The organism is Serratia sp. K-E0102 (assembly GCF_029962625.1).
Lineage (GTDB): Bacteria > Pseudomonadota > Gammaproteobacteria > Enterobacterales > Enterobacteriaceae > Serratia > Serratia sarumanii.
Genome location: NZ_CP124754.1, coordinates 2942359 through 2963141 on the forward strand (window position 1 = coordinate 2942359; position 20783 = coordinate 2963141).

The 20783-nt window shown below is 59.6% G+C and carries 21 protein-coding genes; 10 read left to right on the forward strand and 11 right to left on the reverse strand.

From position 1 onward, the window contains the following. Positions 1-42: 42 nt before the first annotated feature. The 4 genes from murJ to rimJ all read right to left on the reverse strand — a co-directional run bounded on the left by murJ (position 43) and on the right by rimJ (position 3839). Positions 43-1578, reverse strand: coding sequence for a murein biosynthesis integral membrane protein MurJ (gene murJ, locus SSARUM2_RS14085; protein WP_033654412.1), 1536 nt, complete (start codon positions 1576-1578; stop codon positions 43-45). Positions 1579-1684: 106 nt separating this feature from the next. Continuing rightward, complete coding sequence (locus SSARUM2_RS14090; protein ID WP_041035483.1) at positions 1685-2605, reverse strand: Gfo/Idh/MocA family oxidoreductase; 921 nt, start codon at positions 2603-2605, stop codon at positions 1685-1687. Then, positions 2598-3245, reverse strand: a complete 648-nt coding sequence (locus SSARUM2_RS14095; protein ID WP_049232802.1) for a YceH family protein — start codon at positions 3243-3245, stop codon at positions 2598-2600. The genes SSARUM2_RS14090 and SSARUM2_RS14095 overlap by 8 nt, the downstream gene beginning before the upstream one ends. A gap of 9 nt (positions 3246-3254) precedes the next feature. Further along, on the reverse strand, positions 3255-3839 hold the full coding sequence (gene rimJ, locus SSARUM2_RS14100) for a ribosomal protein S5-alanine N-acetyltransferase (protein ID WP_033638511.1): 585 nt from the start codon (positions 3837-3839) through the stop codon (positions 3255-3257). A gap of 346 nt (positions 3840-4185) precedes the next feature. Here rimJ and mdtH point away from each other — a divergent pair, with 346 nt between their 5' ends. The 5 genes from mdtH (at position 4186) to SSARUM2_RS14125 (ending at position 8877) form a co-directional block, all read left to right on the forward strand. Further along, a complete protein-coding gene (mdtH, locus tag SSARUM2_RS14105) occupies positions 4186-5391 on the forward strand; it encodes a multidrug efflux MFS transporter MdtH (protein ID WP_049232803.1) in 1206 nt (401 codons plus the stop codon). 73 nt (positions 5392-5464) lie between these two features. After that, positions 5465-5713, forward strand: coding sequence for a hypothetical protein (locus SSARUM2_RS14110; RefSeq protein ID WP_033634870.1), 249 nt, complete (start codon positions 5465-5467; stop codon positions 5711-5713). Positions 5714-5840: 127 nt separating this feature from the next. Further along, positions 5841-6488, forward strand: coding sequence for a glutaredoxin 2 (gene grxB / locus SSARUM2_RS14115; RefSeq protein WP_047571591.1), 648 nt, complete (start codon positions 5841-5843; stop codon positions 6486-6488). 32 nt (positions 6489-6520) lie between these two features. Next, positions 6521-8161: an AarF/UbiB family protein gene (locus SSARUM2_RS14120; protein WP_049232807.1), complete on the forward strand. Its 1641-nt coding sequence runs from the start codon at positions 6521-6523 to the stop codon at positions 8159-8161. 152 nt (positions 8162-8313) lie between these two features. Next, a complete protein-coding gene (locus SSARUM2_RS14125; RefSeq protein ID WP_004927555.1) occupies positions 8314-8877 on the forward strand; it encodes a lipoprotein in 564 nt (187 codons plus the stop codon). Positions 8878-8933: 56 nt separating this feature from the next. On the opposite strand, the gene yebF is transcribed toward SSARUM2_RS14125, so the two are convergent. From yebF to cspC, 5 genes are all read right to left on the reverse strand, one after another. Further along, positions 8934-9293 carry a protein YebF gene (gene yebF / locus SSARUM2_RS14130; protein WP_041035491.1) on the reverse strand — a complete coding sequence of 120 codons (360 nt, stop codon included), beginning with the start codon at positions 9291-9293 and terminating at the stop codon, positions 8934-8936. Positions 9294-9363: 70 nt separating this feature from the next. Further along, a complete protein-coding gene (yqfB, locus tag SSARUM2_RS14135; protein WP_004927562.1) occupies positions 9364-9672 on the reverse strand; it encodes a N(4)-acetylcytidine aminohydrolase in 309 nt (102 codons plus the stop codon). A 39-nt stretch (positions 9673-9711) separates the two neighbouring features. After that, on the reverse strand, positions 9712-10035 hold the full coding sequence (locus SSARUM2_RS14140; protein ID WP_033654419.1) for a YebG family protein: 324 nt from the start codon (positions 10033-10035) through the stop codon (positions 9712-9714). Positions 10036-10123: 88 nt separating this feature from the next. Next, on the reverse strand, positions 10124-11506 hold the full coding sequence (gene dbpA, locus SSARUM2_RS14145; protein ID WP_060421399.1) for an ATP-dependent RNA helicase DbpA: 1383 nt from the start codon (positions 11504-11506) through the stop codon (positions 10124-10126). A gap of 147 nt (positions 11507-11653) precedes the next feature. Continuing rightward, positions 11654-11863, reverse strand: coding sequence for a cold shock-like protein CspC (cspC, locus tag SSARUM2_RS14150; RefSeq protein ID WP_004927572.1), 210 nt, complete (start codon positions 11861-11863; stop codon positions 11654-11656). Between the two features lie 246 nt (positions 11864-12109). On the opposite strand from cspC, the gene purT reads away from it, so the two are divergent. After that, positions 12110-13288: a formate-dependent phosphoribosylglycinamide formyltransferase gene (gene purT, locus SSARUM2_RS14155; RefSeq protein ID WP_120150971.1), complete on the forward strand. Its 1179-nt coding sequence runs from the start codon at positions 12110-12112 to the stop codon at positions 13286-13288. Between the two features lie 34 nt (positions 13289-13322). Here purT and SSARUM2_RS14160 read toward each other — a convergent pair whose 3' ends face one another. Continuing rightward, the gene (locus SSARUM2_RS14160) at positions 13323-13568 is read right to left on the reverse strand and encodes a YoaH family protein (protein ID WP_060452588.1); all 246 of its coding nucleotides are present in this window, start codon (positions 13566-13568) and stop codon (positions 13323-13325) included. Between the two features lie 70 nt (positions 13569-13638). Continuing rightward, positions 13639-14640 carry a glycosyltransferase gene (locus SSARUM2_RS14165; RefSeq protein WP_060452587.1) on the reverse strand — a complete coding sequence of 334 codons (1002 nt, stop codon included), beginning with the start codon at positions 14638-14640 and terminating at the stop codon, positions 13639-13641. 520 nt (positions 14641-15160) lie between these two features. On the opposite strand from SSARUM2_RS14165, the gene pabB reads away from it, so the two are divergent. The 4 genes from pabB to SSARUM2_RS14185 all read left to right on the forward strand — a co-directional run bounded on the left by pabB (position 15161) and on the right by SSARUM2_RS14185 (position 20774). Continuing rightward, on the forward strand, positions 15161-16534 hold the full coding sequence (gene pabB, locus SSARUM2_RS14170) for an aminodeoxychorismate synthase component 1 (protein WP_060452681.1): 1374 nt from the start codon (positions 15161-15163) through the stop codon (positions 16532-16534). After that, complete coding sequence (locus SSARUM2_RS14175) at positions 16531-17109, forward strand: CoA pyrophosphatase (RefSeq protein ID WP_033654422.1); 579 nt, start codon at positions 16531-16533, stop codon at positions 17107-17109. Before pabB ends, SSARUM2_RS14175 begins: the two co-directional genes overlap by 4 nt. Before the next feature lie 446 nt (positions 17110-17555). Continuing rightward, positions 17556-18920 carry an L-serine ammonia-lyase gene (sdaA, locus tag SSARUM2_RS14180; RefSeq protein WP_047571586.1) on the forward strand — a complete coding sequence of 455 codons (1365 nt, stop codon included), beginning with the start codon at positions 17556-17558 and terminating at the stop codon, positions 18918-18920. 267 nt (positions 18921-19187) lie between these two features. Continuing rightward, positions 19188-20774, forward strand: coding sequence for an EAL domain-containing protein (locus SSARUM2_RS14185; protein ID WP_060452586.1), 1587 nt, complete (start codon positions 19188-19190; stop codon positions 20772-20774). The last annotated feature ends 9 nt before the right edge of the window (positions 20775-20783 follow it).

A 20783-nucleotide genomic window follows, 5' to 3' on the forward strand; every position in this document is an offset into this window, starting at 1 on the left:
AAAAGGTCGCCTGGGCGACCTTTTTTTGTTCTTGCTTTCGGCTCAGGCGGCGCGGCGCGCAAAGTCGCGCGGGCGGAAGCCCAACCCTACCAGCACGCCAAAGTAGGCCACCACACCGGCCACCACCACCGCAGCCAAACGCAGCAAACGTTCCAGCATATTGCCCTGATCCCAGGCCGGCATCAGCCACATCACGCCAATCAGCACCGCCGACATCACCAGCACGGCGATCACCAGCTTGGTAAGGAACAGCGCCCAACCCGGCTGCGGCTGGAAAATCTTCTGCTTGCGCAGTTGCCAATACAGCAGCGAGGCGTTCAGGCAGGCCGCCAAACCGATCGACAGCGCCAGGCCGGCATGCTTCAGCGGGCCAATAAACGCCAGGTTCATCACCTGCGTCATAATCAGCGTGATGATGGCGATCTTGACCGGCGTTTTAATGTCCTGCCGCGAATAGAAGCCCGGCGCCAGCACTTTAACCACGATCAGCCCCATCAGCCCAACCGAGTAAGCCACCAGCGCGCGTTGCGTCATCGCCGCGTCAAAGGCGCTGAACTTGCCGTACTGGAACAGCGAAACGGTCAATGGCTTGGCCAAAATGCCGAGCGCGATGGCGCTCGGCAACGCCAGCAGGAAGCACAGACGCAGCCCCCAATCCATCAGGCGCGAATACTCGTCGTGGTTGCCGCTCGAGAAGCTTTTGGCCAGCGACGGCAGCAGGATGGTGCCCAGCGCCACGCCCAGCACGCCGGAGGGAAACTCCATCAGGCGGTCGGCGTAGTACATCCAGGACACCGAGCCGGACACCAGGAACGAAGCGAAAATGGTGTTGATGATCAGCGAGATTTGGCTGACCGACACCCCGAGGATCGCCGGCCCCATCTGGCGCATCACTCGCCAGACCCCGGCATCGCCCAGCTTGAGGCGCGGCAGCACCAGCATGCCTATCTTGCGCAGATGCGGCAGCTGATACCCCAGCTGCAGCACGCCGCCCACCACCACCGCCCAGGCCAGCGCCAGCACCGGCGGGTTGAAATACGGAGCGGCGAACAGCGCGAAACCGATCATGCTGACGTTAAGCAGCGTTGGCGCAAAAGCCGGGATCGAGAAGCGGTTCCAGGTATTGAGGATCGCCCCCACCAGCGACGCCAGTGAGATCAACAAAATATAGGGGAAGGTGATGCGCAGCAGCGCCGACGTCAGGGCAAACTTGTCGGGCGTATCGGTAAAGCCCGGCGCAGTAATGTAAATAACCCAGGGCGCGGCCAGCATCCCCAGCACCGTCACCACCGCCAGCACCAGCGTCAGCAGCCCGGAGACGTAGGCAATAAAAGTGCGCGTCGCCTCTTCACCCTGCTGGCTCTTGTATTCGGCCAGGATCGGCACGAAGGCCTGCGAAAACGCCCCTTCGGCAAAGATACGGCGTAACAGATTCGGGAGTTTGAACGCCACGAAAAAGGCGTCCGTTGCCATGCCAGCCCCGAACACGCGCGCGACGATCGCATCGCGGGCAAAGCCCAACACCCGCGAAAACATCGTCATCGAGCTGACGGCAGCCAAGGATTTGAGTAGGTTCATGTGGTTGTCTGATAGGTACCGTAAATATCAACGCCTGCAACAGCAGGCGTCAGTGAAACAATCGGCTCAGTTTACGCATCCGGAAAAGAATAGCTACCGCCATATGTTACATAGAGTTATCCCGCAGCAAACGCTCGACCACCCGCTGGGCGGCCAGCGCCTGTTCGCCGCCGGTTTCCGGCGCGCTCTGGTTGGCGACGGCATCAAGGAAATGCCGCACCGCACCGTCGAAGCCGCGTTGCACCAGCGTGCTTTGCCAGCCCGGCACCGGCTGCTCCAACTCGCCCTGCGCATCTTCACGCAGCCAGTGGCGCATATCGGTCAACTGATACAGCGCGCCGTCGGTCACCGCCTGCACGCTTTCGCGCTGGCTGCCGCCGCGGCGATGCATACTGGTCGTCACCTGCGTGTCGCCGCAGGCGAAGTGATGCTCGGCGTACAGCATTTCACCGGCGGCGTTGGCGCGCAGGCTGCCGCTCAGCAGTTGCTCCCGCCCGCCCGCCAGCCACAGCGCAGTGTCCACCACGTGCAGGTAATCATCCAACAGGGTAAAACGCAGATCGTGCGGGCCGACGCTGTCCGCCCGATGTTTATCCATGCGAATGGAGGCCGGCTGGTTCATTTGCTGTTTGAGCTGCCGGTAAAGCGGCGCGAAACGGCGGTTGAACCCCACCATCAGCGTTTTGCCTCGCCGCTCGGCCTGCTCAAGCAGTTGCTCGCCCTGCTCCAGCGTCTCCGCCAGCGGTTTATCGACGTAAACGTGCACGCCGCGGTTCAGCAGCTCGCCTATCACCGAAAAATGGCTGGCGGTGCTGCTGTGAACAAAGACCGCATCGCACTGTTCGGCCAGGCTGTCCAGACGGGAGAAACAGGCCATACGGTAGCTGTCGCACAGCGGCTGGGCTTTTTGCTGATTGGGCGAAAAACCGCCCACCAGCGTCCAATCCGCCGCCTGGCCAAGGATTGGCAGATACGCCTTCTGCGCGATACTGCCCAACCCCACCACGCCTACACGCAATTTAGTCATTCGCATCCCTCGCCAACAGCTGTTGCAACTGCCGTTTCAGCTCCGCCACTTCGCTTTCCAATGCGCTGACTCTGGCGCTCAGTTCGCCGTCGTCCTCAGCGTCGAACGCCGCCGGCGGCGCTTCATCAATCGGGCCGCTGAACAGATGCATGAACCGGCTTTCGCGCTTGCCCGGCTCACGCGCCAGGCGCACCACGAACGGGCCATCTTCGCGCGTGGCCAGTTGCTGCAGCACCTGTTCGACCTCGCTGACATCGCTGAACTCGTGCATCCGATTGGTGCGGGTGCGCAACTCGCCCGGCGTTTGCGCGCCGCGCAACAGCAAGGTGGCGATCACCGCCAGTTCGGCAGGCGAGAGTTTCAGCTGGCCGAACTCGGAGTTGCAAAACCGCTGTTCGTACTTCACCACCCGATTGCCGAACCCGCTGAGGGTGCGCAGGAAATGTTTGCGCAGCAACAGATCGAGCAGTTGCTGCACTTCGCTTTCGCTCAGGTCCATCACCGGTTCGCGGTTGGTTTTTTGGTTGCATGCCAGCGTAATGGCATTCAGCGAAAGCGGGTATTGATCCGGTGTCGTGACCTGTTTTTCCAACAGGCAGCCGATAACCCGAGCCTCTCTGGCGTTCAATTCATATTTCATCGTTTGGCCTCAACGTGGGGGTAGCCACTCTTTATTGGTGTATGCCGTCAAAACGTGGTCTTGCCACTGGCCGTCGATCAGCAGGTAATCCTTGGCGTAACCTTCGCGTTCGAATCCCAGACGCGTCAGCAATGCGCCGCTGCGCTGGTTGTGTGGCATATAGTTGGCCATGATGCGGTGCATGCGCTGTTGGCGCAGCATATAGCGGATGGCGGACTGCAAGGCTTCGAACATCAGCCCTTGCCCCTGCCACTTTTCCCCCAGCGAATAGCCGAGGAAACAGGCATGAAACGAACCGCGCAGCACGTTGCTGAAGTTCGCCACGCCGCGCACTTCCTGCTCTTCTGGATCGAGCAGGATAAAATAGTAGGCGCTGCCCTGCTTTTGCATTTCGGTGATCATGCCCAGACGCGCCTGCCAGCCGGAAGGATAACAGTGGCTTTCGTCGCGCACCGGCTCCCAGGGTTTGAGAAAGGCTCGGTTCTCGGCATAATAATCCGCCAGACGGTAGGCATCCCGTTCATTCACTAAACGGACCACCATCCGGTCGGTTGTAAGACGTACTTTTGGCGATGCAGAGCGATAGCCGAACATCATTTCCCCCGCAGTCAAAACGGTTCGATAAGAAGTATTTATTGGGAAGCCGCGTGGATAATTCTCCGGCGCCGACCTGATGCCATGACTTTATTTTGCCAATAGCGCCTCAGAACCGCACTTCCCCGCATTCAATATAACCGTAGCCCGCCCCCGAGGTAAAATCCCGGTCGCTCAGTAAATCGCCGAATACGCGTTTTACGGCGTTTTTCCGCCCATTTTGCAGCACAGGTAACACCTTGACGATAAAAAAATATTATCTACACGCCCCCTGTCGCCGTAGGGGAATTGGGTAGAGAATGGAAGCGTTGTTCCCCCCTCTTTCTTTAATTGCTCATGGTGAAGCATGTCTCTGGTGTCGCAAGCACGCAGCTTGGGTAAATATTTTCTGTTGCTCGATAATCTGCTGGTGGTTTTAGGCTTCTTTGTCGTTTTTCCGCTTATTTCGATCCGCTTTGTCGATCAATTAGGATGGGCGGCGCTGATCGTCGGCATCGCGCTGGGTTTGCGGCAGCTGTTGCAACAAGGGCTCGGCATCTTTGGCGGCGCCATCGCCGATCGCTTCGGCGCCAAGCCGATGATCGTCACCGGCATGTTGCTGCGCGCCGCCGGTTTCGCCACCATGGCGATGGCCGATGCCCCCTGGATCCTGTGGTTCTCCTGTGCGCTTTCCGCCCTCGGTGGCACGTTATTCGATCCGCCGCGCACCGCTTTGGTGATCAAGCTGACCCGTCCGCACGAACGCGGCCGTTTTTTCTCGCTGCTGATGATGCAGGACAGCGCCGGTGCGGTGGTCGGCGCGCTGATCGGCAGTTGGCTGCTGCAGTACGATTTCCACTTTGTCTGCTGGGTTGGGGCGGCGATCTTCGTGCTGGCCGCCGGCTGGAACGCCTGGCTACTGCCGGCTTACCGCATCTCTACCGTGCGCATACCGATGAAGGAAGGCATATTGCGGGTCGTGCGCGATCGCCGCTTCCTCACCTATGTCCTGACGCTGACCGGTTATTACATGCTGGCGGTGCAGGTGATGCTGATGATGCCGATCGTGGTCAACGAAATCGCCGGTTCACCGGGGGCAGTGAAATGGATGTATGCGATTGAAGCGGCGCTGTCGCTATCGCTGCTCTATCCGCTGGCGCGTTGGGGAGAAAAACACTTCCGGCTAGAGCAGCGCCTGATGGCGGGCCTGTTGCTGATGACACTCAGCCTGCTGCCGATCGGTCTCGCCACCAGCTTGCAGGGTGTATTCACGCTGATCTGCTGCTTCTATCTGGGATCGATCATCGCCGAACCGGCGCGCGAAACGCTGAGCGCTTCGCTGGCCGATCCGCGTGCGCGCGGCAGCTATATGGGCTTCAGCCGCCTCGGCCTGGCGCTGGGCGGCGCGTTGGGTTATACCGGCGGCGGCTGGATGTACGATACCGGCCGGACGATGAACATGCCGGAGCTGCCCTGGTTGCTGCTTGGTGCAGTAGGCTTCGCTACGCTGCTGGCGCTGTACTGGCAGTTCAGCCCGCGGCGCAGTGCGTCGATGATGCTGCGCGGCGGTTGACGCCATAGAAATCCGGCCGAATCGGCAACAGCTGCTATCCTGTTAGTAAAAACACCCACAGGAGCCCGTCGGCATGAGTGAAGAAGCAAAATTACCGCAACTACTCGAACATATGATACTGAACTTGCGCATGATTTATGCGCGCGCCACCCTGGTGGAGAAGGCGCTGGCCCATATCCTCGCCAGCGACGCCGGCCTGAAAAACGATATTATCAAACAGCTGCAGGTCGTCACCGCCGCCAACGAACGTGACCGAATCGATCTGGATGAAGCTCGCATTCACCTGATCGATGTGCTCAACTCAGTACCGGCCAAGAAATAACGCCCCCTGGCCCGCGCCGATGCGCGGGCAATTTCGCAATAACGCACCATCCAACACACGCACGTCAAGACAGCCTCGATAAGCTGTGGTAACTATTGCTGTTAAAACCTGACAACCCGGAGCAAGCATGAAACTGTTTATTTACGATCATTGCCCATTCTGCGTGAAAGCCCGCATGATTTTCGGCCTGAAACGTCTGCCGATTCGCCTGGTCACGTTGCTCAACGACGATGAAACGACTCCGTTTAACCTGATCGGCCAAAAAATGGTGCCTATCCTGGTCAAAGACAACGGTGAAGCGATGCCGGAAAGCCTGGATATCGTGCGCTATGTCGATGCTCTGGACGGCAAGCCGGTACTGACCGGCCGCACCAACCCGGCCATCGCCGAGTGGCTGCAGCGGGTGGGCGGTTACAGCGCGAAATTGTTGTTGCCGCGAATTGCGCATGCCGATTTCGAAGAGTTTGCCACCGACAGCGCCCGCCGTTACTTTATCGATAAAAAGCAGGCGTCAATCGGGGATTTCGCCGAGCATCTCGCCAATAGCGCCGATCTGATCGCCCAGTTGGAAGCCGATCTGCAAGCGCTGTCGCCGCTGATCGTCTCCGCCGACGCGGTGAACGGCGAACTGTCCGAGGACGATATTCACCTGTTCCCGCTGCTGCGCTCATTGTCGATCGTCGCCGGGGTTGCGCTGCCGGATAACGTGGAAGCCTACCGCAACCGCATGGCGCAGCGCAGCGAGGTGCCGTTGCTGCTGGATATGGAACAATAACGTTTGAGCAACCAAAAGGATATGGCGTACTGATGCTGAAAATGGTGCTCGCCACCGCTCGCGATCGGGCGCGGCTGAAGGAAATAACCTCCGTTCTGATCCGTTATGGTCTGCAAGACGTTCTGCGTCTGCTGGGCCTGGGGGCTTTGCTGCGCGGCGCCCGCGCTGGATCCGCCCAACAGGACGCCCAAACCCTGCCTGAGCGGCTGCGCGAAGCGCTCGAGGCGCTGGGGCCTACCTTCGTCAAATTCGGCCAGATCCTGGCCACGCGCTCCGACCTGCTGGATCCGGCCTGGACCGACGAACTGGATCGCCTGCACAGCCGGGCGGCAGTGTTGCCATGGGAAACGCTGGCGCCACAGATCGTTGCCGACCTGGGCGGCGAACCCGAGCGGCTGTTCGCCGAATTCGATCGCACGCCGCTGGCGGCGGCGTCGATGGCGCAAATCTACCGCGCACGCCTGCACAGCGGCGAACAGGTGGTGGTGAAAGTGCTGCGGCCCGGTCTGGCGAAAACCATCCACGCCGATTTGCGGCTGCTGGCCTCGCTGGCGGAAACCGTAGAGCAGCAGAGCCCCGCGCTGGCGCGCTATCGGCCGCGGCAGATGGTCAGAGCGCTGGCGACGGCGCTCAATCATGAACTGGATTTGACCCACGAAGGGCATAACTGCGACCGCGTCGCCGGGATGTTCGCCCATCAACCTGACGTCGTCGTGCCCAAAATCTATTGGCAATGGTCTTCTCCGCGCCTGTTAGTGCAGGAATACCTGCCCGGCACCGCGCCGGAAAACCCTCAGCAGCTGGCGGCGGCGGGCTTTGACGGCCCGCTGCTGGCGCAACGCGGCGCCCGCGCCTTTATGAGCATGGTACTGGAGCATCGGCTGTATCACGCCGACCCTCACCCCGGCAACGTCATGGCGCTGAGCGGTGACCGCGTCGGCTTTATCGACTTCGGCATGGTGGGCCAGCTGTCCGAGCGGCGGCGCAACCAGTTGCTCCTGCTGCTGCAGGCCATCGCCGATCGTCAGTCCGAAGGCATCGTCAACACGCTGATCGCCTGGTCGGACAGCGAACCGCTGGATCTGATGGATCTGGAGCTGGCGGCGCAAAACTTTCTCGACAAACAGGCCGCCGCCACTCTGACCTTGGGCAAGGCCCTGACCGACCTGCTGGTGATGGCGCGTGAGCACCAACTGGCGCTGCCGCCCGATCTGGTGCTGCTGTTCAAGGCGTTAATCACCGCCGACGGCGTGCTGCACCGATTGGATCCGGCCTTCGACATCGTCGCCACGCTCAAACCGATGCTGCAACAAACGGTGCTGCAACGCTATGCCCCGGACGCCGTGCGCCAGCGGCTGTTGGCTCTGGGCGGGGAAGCGCTCGACGCCGGAGAAGAACTGCCGCAAACCCTGCGGCTGATGGTGCGCCGTCTGAAACGCGGGCAGCTCAATGCCGATATCAACGTCAGGAACCTCGGTCAGTTGAGCAAAGCGCTGGAGCGCGCCGCCGTCACCCTGGCCATCGCTATCGTCACCGCCGCTTTTGCCCTGGGCCTGGCGCCTTATCTGATGCATTCTTCGCTGCGGCTGTGGGGCATTCCCCTGTTCCCGCTGTTGGGGGGCGCGGCCTGCCTGGCCGGCGTGGCGCTCTTGGCGCTGCGATTGCGACGTTGACGCTTTCGGCGTTATCCGATAGGTGTCGCCCACTTTTGCGCGCACTATCCCCTGCACATCGCCGCCTGCCGTTTTCAGGCGCAGGCGGAACGTTTATAATGATTAATCAATTATCTGCAGCACTTTTCGCCAGCAGTCGCAATGAGGCATGAATGAAGAAGATCCTGATGGGCGCAGCCGCCCTGCTGTTCGCCGGCGTATTGGCCGGTTGCAATCAACTGACCCAGTACACCCTGAGCGAGCAGGAAGTGAATGATTACCTGCAGAAACACAACGATTATCAGAAGCAGATCGGCGTGCCCGGCCTGGTGGACGCCAACATCGTACTGACGCAGCTGCAAAGCCAGATTGGCCGCAGCGAGCCGGGCAAGGTCACCCTTTCCGGCGATGCCAAGGTCAATATCACGTCGATTCTCGGCCCGCAGGCGGCGGATCTGAAGCTGACGCTGAAAGCGCAGCCGGTTTACGACCGTGCACAGGGCGCCATTTACCTGAAAGACATGGAACTGACCGATTACAGCGTGCAGCCGGAAAAAATGCAGACGGTGATGAAAGCGCTGACGCCATATCTGAATCAGTCGCTGAAGTCTTACTTCGACCAAAAGCCGGCTTATGTGCTGAATCCTGACAACAGCAAAACCGAAGCGCTGGCGAAAAAACTGGCGAAGGGATTGGAAGTGAAACCGGGTGAGTTGGTGATCCCGTTTAGCGACTGACCGCCTCTTGATGCATCAAGCCCGCCGCCAGGCGGGCTTTTTATTGCGGAAAACGATTACTGCGGCGCGCTGTAGGCGATCTCGCCGGTGTTGCAGTTGAGCGTCACGTTGTAGGTTTTATCCGCTTTGGTGCCGCGCACCGTCAGCGGCACCTGCCACACCTGATCCTTGCCGGTGATGGCATCCGGGCTGATCCAGGCGATCGGGGTAGCGGTGCCCAGCAGTTTTTTGTCCGCCTCCCAGCGCGTGATGCGGTTCTGCAAGAAGTCGCGCTTGACCTGGGCGGCGATATCCGCCGGCTGCAGCCCCGCACACTGCCCCACCTTGGCGCTGCGTTGCTCTTGAACCTGCGCCCACACCGCAGTCGATGCTCCCATCATGGCCAACAAGGCGATAGCCAAAGCCGTTTTTTTCATGTGTCCTCCCGTTGTGATTAGCGCTATCCGGGCGCCCATCCCTGGCTCACAACAGGGTTTCGGCAAAGGGTTACCGTTTGACGAACTCGATGACAAACAGCGCATCCAGGCCCGGATAGATTTCCTTGATCACCTGCTTCAGTTCGCCGAGCGACATGTTCTCCTGCTGTGCATGGCGTTCGGTCAGCGCATCCAGGCGCACCGGCGTTACCGACAGCACTTCGATAAAGCAGAAAAATACGCCGTCTTCATTGCGGCTTACGCGCAATACCTCGCCCGGTTCGAAGTGCGACTCACTGGCATCCCGAATGGTGATGGTTTTGCGCCCCGCCAGAATGTCTTGCTCAAAGCGGCTGAAGAAAGTTATTTCACGGCTCATTTTAGATCCTTTTTCATCACAACACCGCAACATAAGCCATTATGCCGCTTGCTTTTCTGACGCAGATCCCTCTTTTGAGTTAGAGACCGTTTTTTTCGCTTTCGCTTCCGTCGGTTTTTTGCCGGTTTCCGCCGGTGATGCGCCGCGCAGGATCAGCCCCAGCGCATCCTTATTCTCCGCCAGGAAGAAGCTCAGCCCTTCGCGCTGTTCGTCGTCCAGCTTCAGCGGCGCCTGTTGCAACCACTCTCCGAGGTTATCCGCCAAATCCAGCATTTTGTCGTAGGCGTCGGCTTCTTTCTTGCTCGCGAAAGTCATTTTTTCCTCACCGTTTCTCACCACCACATATTTAACTTCAACCGCCATGCGTGCGTCCTCAAATGCTCAAATACCTGTAAATATACACAGTATAAATAGATAGCGGCGGGAAGGCAAACCGCCGCCCGCCTTCGGCTTATTTCAGCAGCCGCACCTTGCAGCTCTTGCCTTTGATTTTGCCCTGTTGCAGCTGTTGCAGCGCCTTGCGTGCGCTGGCTTTACGGATCGCGACGTAGGCATGCACCGGGAACATGTCGATCTTGCCCACTTCCGCCGCCGTCAGCCCGGCATCGCCGGTCAGCGCGCCGAGGATATCGCCGGGGCGGATCTTCGCCTTGCGGCCGCCGTCGATGCACAGCGTTACCATCTCCGCCTCCAGCGAGCCGTTGGCCGCCCCGCTCAGCTCGGACACCGGCGCCCAATCGACGGTCATCTGCAGGTAGTCTTCAATCGCATGCGCCCGCGCCATTTCCTGCGGCGTGCACAGGCTGATCGCCAGCCCACTCATGCCGGCACGGCCGGTACGGCCAATACGGTGCACGTGCACTTCGGGATCGAACGCCAGTTCGTAGTTAACCACCAGCTCCAGCTCTTTGATGTCCAGCCCGCGAGCGGCGACGTCGGTCGCCACTAGCACCCGGCAACTGCGGTTGGCGAAGCGCACCAACACCTGGTCGCGATCGCGCTGCTCCAGATCGCCATGCAGAGCCAATGCGCTGATGCCGCGGGCCTCCAGGGCCTCAAGCACCGTCTGACAATCGCGTTTGGTATTGCAGAACACCACGCAGGACGCGGGTTGATGATAACGAATGGCCGACACCAGCAGCGCCGGGCGCTGATCGCGCGTGGTCTCATAGAAACGTTGTTCGATGGCGGTCTGCGCTTCGTCATCGCCCACTTCGACGCTCAGCGGCTGGCGCTGAACGCGTTCGCTGATGCGTTCGATACCCGCCGGATAGGTGGCGGAAAACAGCAGCGTCTGACGCTGCGGCGGCGTGTAGCTGATCACATCGTCGATATCGTCGGCGAAGCCCATGTCCAGCATGCGGTCGGCCTCATCCAGCACCAGCACCTTCAGTTCGTCCAGCAGCAGCGTTTTCTTGCGCAGGTGCTCCTGAATGCGCCCCGGCGTCCCCACCACGATGTGCGGCGCGTGCACCAGCGAATCGAGCTGCGGCCCCATCGGTTGGCCACCGCACAGCGTCAGGATTTTGATGTTTTGCGTGAAACGCGCCAGGCGACGCAGCTCTTTGCTCACCTGATCGGCCAATTCACGGGTGGGACAGAGCACCAGCGCCTGCGTGGCGACCTGAGCGACGACGATATTATTCAGCAGACCAATGCCGAACGCCGCCGTTTTGCCGCTGCCGGTTTTCGCCTTGGCGCGCACGTCCCGCCCTTGCAGAATGGCGGGCAACGCGGCGGCCTGCACCGGCGTCATTTTGGCGTACCCCAGTTCGTTGAGGTTGGCCAACTGTTCGGCTGGCAGCGGCAGGGAAGAAAAAGAAACTGTGCTCACGGCGATAACTCTTATATGACGAATGGAATGGCGGCGCGCCCGCAGGTTGGCGCCGAATCAGCGGCAAATGATAACAGAGATGGGCGGCGTTACGGGCAGCGGGCATAAAAAAACCCGCCGGCGGCGGGTTTCTTGGCGGCTCCGTCGTTAAATGGCGACGACGTTGGCTGCGGCTGGGCCACGTTGGCTGTCCTGGATGGAGAACTCAACCTGCTGGCCTTCAGCCAGGGTCTTGAAACCATCGCTAACGATAGCGGAAAAATGAACGAAAACGTCTTTAGAACCGTCGGCAGGCGTGATGAAGCCGAAACCTTTGCTTTCGTTGAACCATTTAACGTGACCAGTGATCTTGCTCATTTGTGTTTCCTTTACTTGATAAACCTGCCTTGACGGCACGAGACGCGAAAACCATGCGATATGTGGGCCTTCTTTCGTCGTCGGTTATTAACGCATAATCGCCCATGCAGGGCAAATATTTCTGCTTGTTATAAAAACAGCAAGTTAGCAACAAACTTGGCGCAGCGGCTGCGCACGCAATCGTTTTCGTATATACTGCCCGCCGATCATCAATCCGCTTACTTTCACCGATCCAGGTACGAAACTATGTTAACGATTGGAACCGCCCTGCGCCCTTCCGCCACCCGCGTTATGTTGCTCGGCTCCGGGGAGCTGGGTAAAGAAGTCGCCATTGAATGCCAGCGCCTCGGCCTGGAAGTGATCGCCGTCGATCGCTATCCCGACGCCCCCGCCATGCACGTGGCGCACCGCAGCCACGTCATTAATATGCTGGACGGTGACGCGCTGAAAGCCGTTATCGAACAAGAGCGGCCGGACTATATCGTTCCCGAAATCGAAGCGATCGCCACCGCCATGCTGGTCGAGCTTGAACGCCAGGGCCACCGCGTGGTGCCCTGCGCCGAAGCCACGCGCCTGACCATGAACCGTGAAGGCATCCGCCGTCTGGCGGCGGAAGAGCTTGGCCTGCCCACCTCCAGCTACCGCTTTGCCGACAGCGAGGCGACTTTCCGGCAGGCGGTCGAGCACATCGGCTACCCGTGCATCGTCAAACCGGTGATGAGTTCTTCCGGCAAAGGACAAAGCCTGATCCGCACGCCTGAACAGCTGCAAAGCGCCTGGGATTACGCCCAACAGGGCGGCCGCGCCGGCGGCGGCCGGGTGATCGTCGAAGGGCTGGTAAGATTTGATTTTGAAATTACCTTGTTGACCATCAGCGCCGTGGACGGCGTACATTTCTGCGCGCCGATCGGCCATCGTCAGGAGGATGGGGACTATCGCGAATCCTGGCAGCCGCAGCGCATGTCAGCTGCGGCGTTGAGCCGCGCTCAGGCTATCGCGGAGAAGGTGGTGAAGGCCCTGGGCGGTTTCGGCCTGTTCGGCGTGGAGCTGTTCGTCTGTGGTGACGACGTGATCTTCAGCGAGGTGTCTCCGCGACCGCACGATACCGGCATGGTCACGTTGATCTCACAGGATCTGTCCGAGTTCGCCCTGCACGTTCGCGCATTTCTCGGGTTGCCGATTGGCGCCATCCGCCAGTTCGGCCCTTCCGCTTCGGCGGTGATCCTGCTGCAGCTGACCAGCAGCGATGTGCGCTTCAGCGGCCTGGAACACGCGCTGCGCGGGCACAGCCAGCTGCGCCTGTTTGGCAAACCGGAGATCGCCGGGCAGCGTCGACTGGGCGTGGCGCTGGCGACGGCGGACACGACGGAACAGGCGGTGGAGCAAGCGAAACAAGCCGCCGCCGCCGTAGCGGTCAACGGCTGATACTCACGGGGCCGCTTGCGCGGCCCCGATAACGTCAATAGTCTTCGTCTTCTTCAGCATCGTCATTCCGCGACGCCTCCGGGGCGGTTTCATGCTGCTCGTCTTCATCATCGTCATCGAACAGTACCGCAACCTGAGTGCCCTGATGCTTCTCGCGAATTTCCTGCGCAACGCGAGCAATGGCTTCACCGCTGCTCATGCCCTGCTCCATCAGTTGATGGATGCGATCCGCCGCTTCCTGCTGCTCCGCGTGACTCAGTAATGGCATACCTGCATGCATGTGTCGTTTTCTCCGGCAAAAGGGAGAAGGAGTATACGCGCTAACGCGGCGGATCCCAACGTCTTGTGGCTCAGGCCGGTTGCGAGCAGCCGTTATCGCTGCGCCACTGCTTCAGCCGATGCCGCCACAGCATGACATGCCACCCCTGTTTCAGGCCGCGCGCATTGGCGAACATCGCTCTGTCGATGCCGCGCTGATAGAACTCTTCGGTGATCTGACTCTGGGCAGCCGGATCCGGCTCACGACGAATGCTGTGGCAAATACCCAGCGCTTCGCGGGTGATTTGCCAATGGAAAGCCGGACGAATGGCGACAGTGCCGGCATAGCGCCGGTTGAGCCGCTCCAGCATCTCGACGATTTTCATATAGTGGCGTTGATAATCCACGTTCGCCTGACCGGTGCGACGGCGGTTGCTGATCGATTTGTCGTGCACCCGTTGACGGTACAGCGGCGTGCTTAAATATTTGACCCGTTTGGCATTAAACATGACTTCCGTTGTCCAGGGAATATCCTGGTGATGCAATCCCGGCTCGAAATAAAGCCGATGCTGGCGAATAAAGTCGAGGCGATATATTGCCAGCCATACAACGTGAATAAACTTTCGCGATTTCAGCGCACGTTCAAACCACTGTACGCCGGTGATAACGTCGGTGGTGCGCAAACGCGCCTCGGGAAAAATCAGCTGCAATTCATCCTGGCTGGTGAAATAGCGTTCGCCATTGCATTGCATCACGTCTAATTGGTGTTGTTCCGCCTGTTCCAGCAGCGTGGAATACATGTCCGGCGCCAGCACATCGTCGGCATCGGGAAACGCCACATATTTGCCTCGGGCAACGGCGAGCCCGGCATTGCGCGCGTTAGAAACACCGGTATTGGCTTGATCGATCACACGAATATGCGGATGCGCCGCCGCGTAACGGTGTGCGATCTCCCCCGAACCGTCGGTGGAACCATCGTTAACGATGATCACCTCCAACCGCTGCTCACGCTGGGCCAGCAGCGAGGCCAGGAAAGGCTCCAATAATTCCCCCGCATTGTGCATCGGGACGATCACGCTCAGCATTAACGACATAGGCAGCTCTTCAAGGATAATGTAACAAAATAATAATTTTACTTTTCTAAAAGACGCATAGGGTTCAGCGCACGCTGAAATAGCGTGACGCCTGCAAATTCCCGCAGCGGCTAATGGAACCGAACCTGCTTTTCTTTATTCAAACCAGCGCCAGAAAGCGCTAAGTAATTAACCCATTAATTCCAAAGGGCGGCGACGCTGGCTAAAATCAGGCAAAACCACGCCGCTCCGCATCTAATAACAAGCAGAAATAATAAATTTATGAAATTAACGAATCTTTTTTTATATTTTTCGGGCCTTGCGCCCGCGGAAAATAGGCTTCCAGTGCATTTGACGTTAAATTTTTAACATATCGAAGTATAATCAATGGCGCAAAAAATGCCTTATTTCAGGTTTATTGAACTGCCGTTTATGTGAACTGTGCTGCATGCCGCGCATGGCAAAACATGCATGACGTGACCGTCTATGGCACACTAGCCGCCAGATATCGCCGCCCTCACAGCCAGGTTTATTGACGTTCATGAGCGTAACCGCCCCAAACATAAAATCGTTGCCCTACAGCCGCAGTGCCCTGATGACGCTTTTCGCCCCGCTTTCAGCACAGCCCTGGGCGATGCTGCTGCATTCTGGCTTCGCCGACCATTCGCATAACCGCTTCGATATCCTGGTCGCACAGCCGCGCGTTACGCTCACCACCCAGGGCGCCTGCACGACAATCGAAAGTGACGGCGTCACCATTGAGTCTCAGGAGGATCCGTTCTCCCTGCTGCACCAGCAGCTGGCGGCGCAAGGCTGGCAGCCGGCGTTTAACCCGGATCTGCCGTTTCAGGGCGGCGCCCTGGGGCTGTTCGGCTACGATCTCGGGCGCCGGGTGGAAACCTTGCCGCAGTTGGCTGAAGCCGACCTCGCTCTGCCGGACATGGCGGTGGGCATTTATGACTGGGCATTGATCGCCGACCACCAATTGCAAACCCTGACGCTGCTCAGCTATGGCGATGTGGAGCAGCGCTGGCGCTGGCTTACTAGCCAAACCGCGCCGACGGAGCGCCCCTTCACGCTGCTAAGCGGCTGGCGTGCCAATATGAGCCGCCGGCAATACGGCGAGAAGTTCCAACGTATTCAACACTACCTGCGCAGCGGCGACTGTTACCAGATTAATCTGGCGCAGCGGTTCTCCGCCGACTATCAGGGGGATGAATGGCAGGCGTTTTGCCGACTGAGCGCCTGCAACCGCGCGCCGTTTTCCGCTTTCCTGCGGCTGCCGCACAACAGCGTGCTGAGCGTCTCTCCCGAGCGCTTCCTGTGGCTGGCGCAGCAGCGCATCCAAACCCGCCCGATCAAGGGTACGCTGCCGCGGCTGGCGGACGCGGAACAGGACGCCGCACAGGCGCGCCGATTGGCCGATTCGCCCAAGGATCGCGCTGAAAATCTGATGATCGTCGATCTGCTGCGCAACGATATCGGCCGCGTCGCCCAGCCCGGCAGCGTACGGGTGCCGGAACTGTTCGTCGTGGAGCCGTTCCCCGCCGTGCACCACCTGGTGAGCACCATTACCGCCACCCTGCCGGAGCAGGCCTCGGCCACCGAGCTGCTGCGCGCCTGCTTCCCCGGCGGTTCGATCACCGGCGCGCCCAAGGTGCGCGCGATGGAAATCATCGAAGAGCTGGAGCCGCAGCGGCGCAACGCCTATTGCGGCAGCATCGGTTACCTGAGCGCCTGCGGCGCCATGGACACCAACATCACCATCCGCACGCTCGTCACCGAAAACGGCCGCATCCACTGCTCCGCCGGCGGCGGCATCGTGGCGGACAGCCAGGAGCAGGCGGAATACCAGGAGACCTTCGACAAGGTTGGCCGTATTCTGCCGCAGCTTGGGGAGTATGCCCCGTCGTGATCCCATCGAACTCACCGGCCTCGCTGCACGCCTTTATCAGCCGTTTTCAGCTGCAGCTGCCGCAGGCGGCGCAGATATCGCACAATGTGCGCCCGGCGGCGGTGCTTATCCCGATCGTCTGCCGCGCCGAGCCGACGCTGCTGTTGACCCGCCGCGCCGACTCGCTGCGCAAACATGCCGGCCAGGTGGCCTTCCCCGGCGGCAAGACCGACGCCGAAGACGGATCGGCGATCGTCACGGCGCTGCGGGAAGCTCAGGAAGAAGTGGCGATACCGCCGCACGCGGTGACCGTCCTCGGCCAAATGGCGCCGCTCGACAGCAGCACCGGATTTCAGGTCACGCCTATCGTCGGCCTGATCCCGCCGGACGTGCAGTTTCGCGCCAACGAGGGTGAAGTGGCGGACGTGTTCGAGATGCCCCTGCGGGAAGCGCTGACCCTGTCGCGTTACTACCCGCTGGATATTCATCGTGCCGGCCGCACGCACCGCATTTATCTCTCTTGGTATCACAGCCAGTTTATCTGGGGGCTGACCGCCGCCATCATTCGCCGCCTGGCGCAGCAGGTCAGTATTTAGCCCGCATTGCGTGATCTGACTCGCAATCTGGCATGGCCGTCGGCGTCAGCTGCAGGTAAAGCGATCGAAATCACTTCATTTGATCGCTTTTTCAACTACCGTTCCGGTTGAATGGTTTTAAAAAAACTGTAAACCCTCTCTTAAACCTTACGAAATACCTGTAAAATACCACCGTCCGAGATAAACCACTGTAGAAACAGGGATTAAGCCGGCGGCGTTCAGCACGGAAGGCTGGCGCGATTACCGTTAATGGAGCTTGGGCGAAAGCGGATACCCCGCTTAAGGGTTCGCCCCGGGTAATCAGTAAAAAAAGCGACACCACGGATTATTTAATTTCATGCGAAAAAGGCAGCCGAACCCGCACGGCCCTTTTACAATATCGCTGTTCCCTGCGCGGTTTTTAACCGCTGCAGCCATAACAATACGTCTCTTTAAGGAGTTTTAGCGTGATTAGCGTTTTCGACATGTTTAAGATCGGCATCGGCCCGTCCAGCTCTCATACGGTTGGACCGATGAAAGCCGGCAAACAGTTTGTCGACGATCTGGTAAATAAAGGCCTGATGCCTTCTATCACGCGTGTTGCCGTAGACGTTTACGGCTCACTCTCATTGACCGGTAAAGGTCACCATACCGATATCGCCATCATTCTCGGCCTGGCCGGCAACATGCCGGACACCGTCGATATCGATAGCATTCCGGGTTTTATTCGCGATGTAGAACAACGTCAACGCCTGATGCTGGCCAACGGCCTGCATGAAGTCGATTTCCCGCGCGACGGCGGCATGGTCTTCCGCAGCGACAACCTGCCGCTGCATGAAAACGGCATGCAGATCCACGCCTTCGCCGACGATAAAGAAGTGTACAGCAAGACCTATTACTCTATCGGCGGCGGTTTCATCGTCGACGAGGAGAACTTCGGTAAGGACGCCGAGCAAGAGCTGCAAATGCCCTATCCGTTCAACTCCGCGCGCGAAATGCTCGATCACTGCCGCGAGACCGGGCTGTCGCTGTCCGGCATGGTGATGCAGAACGAACTGGCGCTGCACAGCAAGCAAGAGATCGAGACCTACTTCGGCAACGTCTGGCAAACCATGCGCGCCTGTATCGATCGCGGTCTGAACACCGAAGGCGTGCTGCCGGGGCCGCTGCGCGTGCCGCGCCGTGCCTCCGCGCTGCGCCGCATGCTGGTGGCGTCGGACAAACTGTCCAGCGATCCGATGAACGTGATCGACTGGGTCAACATGTTCGCGCTGGCGGTTAACGAAGAAAACGCCGCCGGCGGCCGCGTGGTTACCGCGCCGACCAACGGCGCCTGCGGCATCGTGCCTGCGGTACTGGCTTACTACGATCACTTCATCGAGTCCGTCAGCCCGGATATCTACATCCGCTACTTTATGGCGGCGGGCGCCATCGGCGCGTTGTACAAGATGAACGCCTCCATTTCCGGCGCCGAAGTCGGCTGCCAGGGTGAAGTCGGCGTAGCCTGCTCCATGGCGGCGGCCGGCCTGGCCGAACTGCTGGGCGGCAGCCCTGAACAGGTGTGCGTGGCGGCGGAGATCGGCATGGAACACAACCTGGGTCTGACCTGTGACCCGGTCGCCGGCCAGGTGCAGGTGCCGTGCATCGAGCGCAACGCCATCGCCTCGGTCAAGGCGATCAACGCCGCCCGCATGGCCCTGCGCCGCACCAGCGAGCCGCGCGTTTCGCTGGATAAGGTGATCGAGACCATGTACGAAACCGGCAAAGACATGAACGCCAAGTACCGCGAAACGTCACGCGGCGGACTGGCAATCAAGGTGCAATGCGACTGACAGATAACCCCGCCGCCCGGCGGGGTTTTTTATGGGTAATCAATTCATTGAACGTTTTAGTGACAATGTCACCAGAAAAAATCCTGCATTTTTCTCATCGATCCGGCGGTTAGCCTGCAAATTGGCCTTCTGTTTTACCAAACTGAAATAATTTACTGAGTTACCATCAATCTTGTATAACCTCAGGCTAGAATTAGCCGAGCACAACTTAAGGATCAATCGCCTGACTGTGACTCGGAGCTGGATTACCGAACAAGGATTTACCGGATGTTGATGACCCACCTCGCCGCGTCCCGATATCGTTACTACCGTTGGCTGCTGGCCGGAGCGGTGGGCGCGGCTATTCTGTTGGTATCGCTGTATACCCGTTACTATCAAGAGGTCAAAAGCATCGAGTTGAGCCAACACACGTTGGCCACCCGCACCGTCGGCAAGCTCAACCAGTTGCTGACGCCGGCGCAGCTGCAGGCGGAACGCAGCATGGACATGCTGAACCAGTCCTGCGAGAACGTGTCATCTACCCTGCGCTTTCGCGCCGCGCAAAATCAGGCGCTGCGCGCCATGTTGCTGGTGAAGAACGGCATTATTTATTGCTCCAGCCTGTTTGGCGCCCGTCATTATCAGCTGGCCGCGGTGATGCCCTCCTTCGTCAACAGCGACGCCAGGCTGGCGCTGCGCCCCTCGCTGGCGGTGAGCAAAGGTCTGCCCACGCTGGTGCTGTGGACGCCATCGCCCCGCGATAAAACCAGCGGCGTGCTGCACGTATTCAATATCGAGCTGCTGTCCAACTTTTTACTCGAGCCGCAGGAGCCTTACGTTCAGCGCGTGGTGCTGAACGTGGCCGACAGCAGCCTGGAATACGGCCGCCGCGAAATCCTGAGCCGCGATACCCTGACCAACGATCTGCGCTACACCGCCGGCTCTGCGCTGTATCCGTTCTCGATTTCGCTGTTCGGCCCGCAGATCGGCATGCTGGCGCTTTCCGCCCTGCCGCGCCATATTCCGCTGGCGCTGCTGATCAGCCTGTTGGCCGCCTATGTGGTCTATCTGCTCACCGCCAACCGCATGAGCCTGTCTTATCACATCGGCCATGCCATCACCCATCGCGAGTTCCGCGTCTACTGCCAGCCGATCATCCACAGCGATACCGGGCGCTGCGCCGGCGTCGAGATGCTGCTGCGTTGGAAAAAGAAACGACAAGGGTGGATCTCGCCCGACGTGTTTATTCCGCTGGCCGAGCAGCATGAGCTGATCATTCCACTCACCCGCTACCTGATGAGCACCGTGACGGAAAATCTGCAGCTGTTCCCGCCCCGGCCGTCGTTCTACATCAGCATCAACGTCGCCGCCGAGCATTTTAAAACGCTCAACATCATCGACGATATTCGCCAGATTTGGCTGCCGGCGCACCCGATGCCCTCATTGATGCTGGAGCTGACCGAACGCACCGCGCTGTCGGCAATTCAGTATGACCAGATCCGCACGCTGAAAGACATGGGGATCATGCTGGCCATCGACGATTTCGGTACCGGCCACAGCTCGCTGAGCTACCTGAAGAACCTCAGCCCGGACGTCTTGAAGATCGATCGCGGGTTTACCGCCGCCATCGGCACCGACGCGGTCAACGCCACGGTGACCGACACCATCATTACGCTGGCGCAGCGCCTGAAGCTGAAACTGGTGGCAGAGGGGGTGGAAACGGAGGAACAGGCCGACTATCTGCGCTCACGCGAGGTCAATGCCCTGCAGGGATATTATTTCGCCAAGCCGATGCCGATCCACGTTTTCCCGCTGTGGTTGCAGCAGTACGAATCGCGCATCAGGAAAGCGGAAGAGGATCCGCCGGAGGCCTGAGCCCCCGGC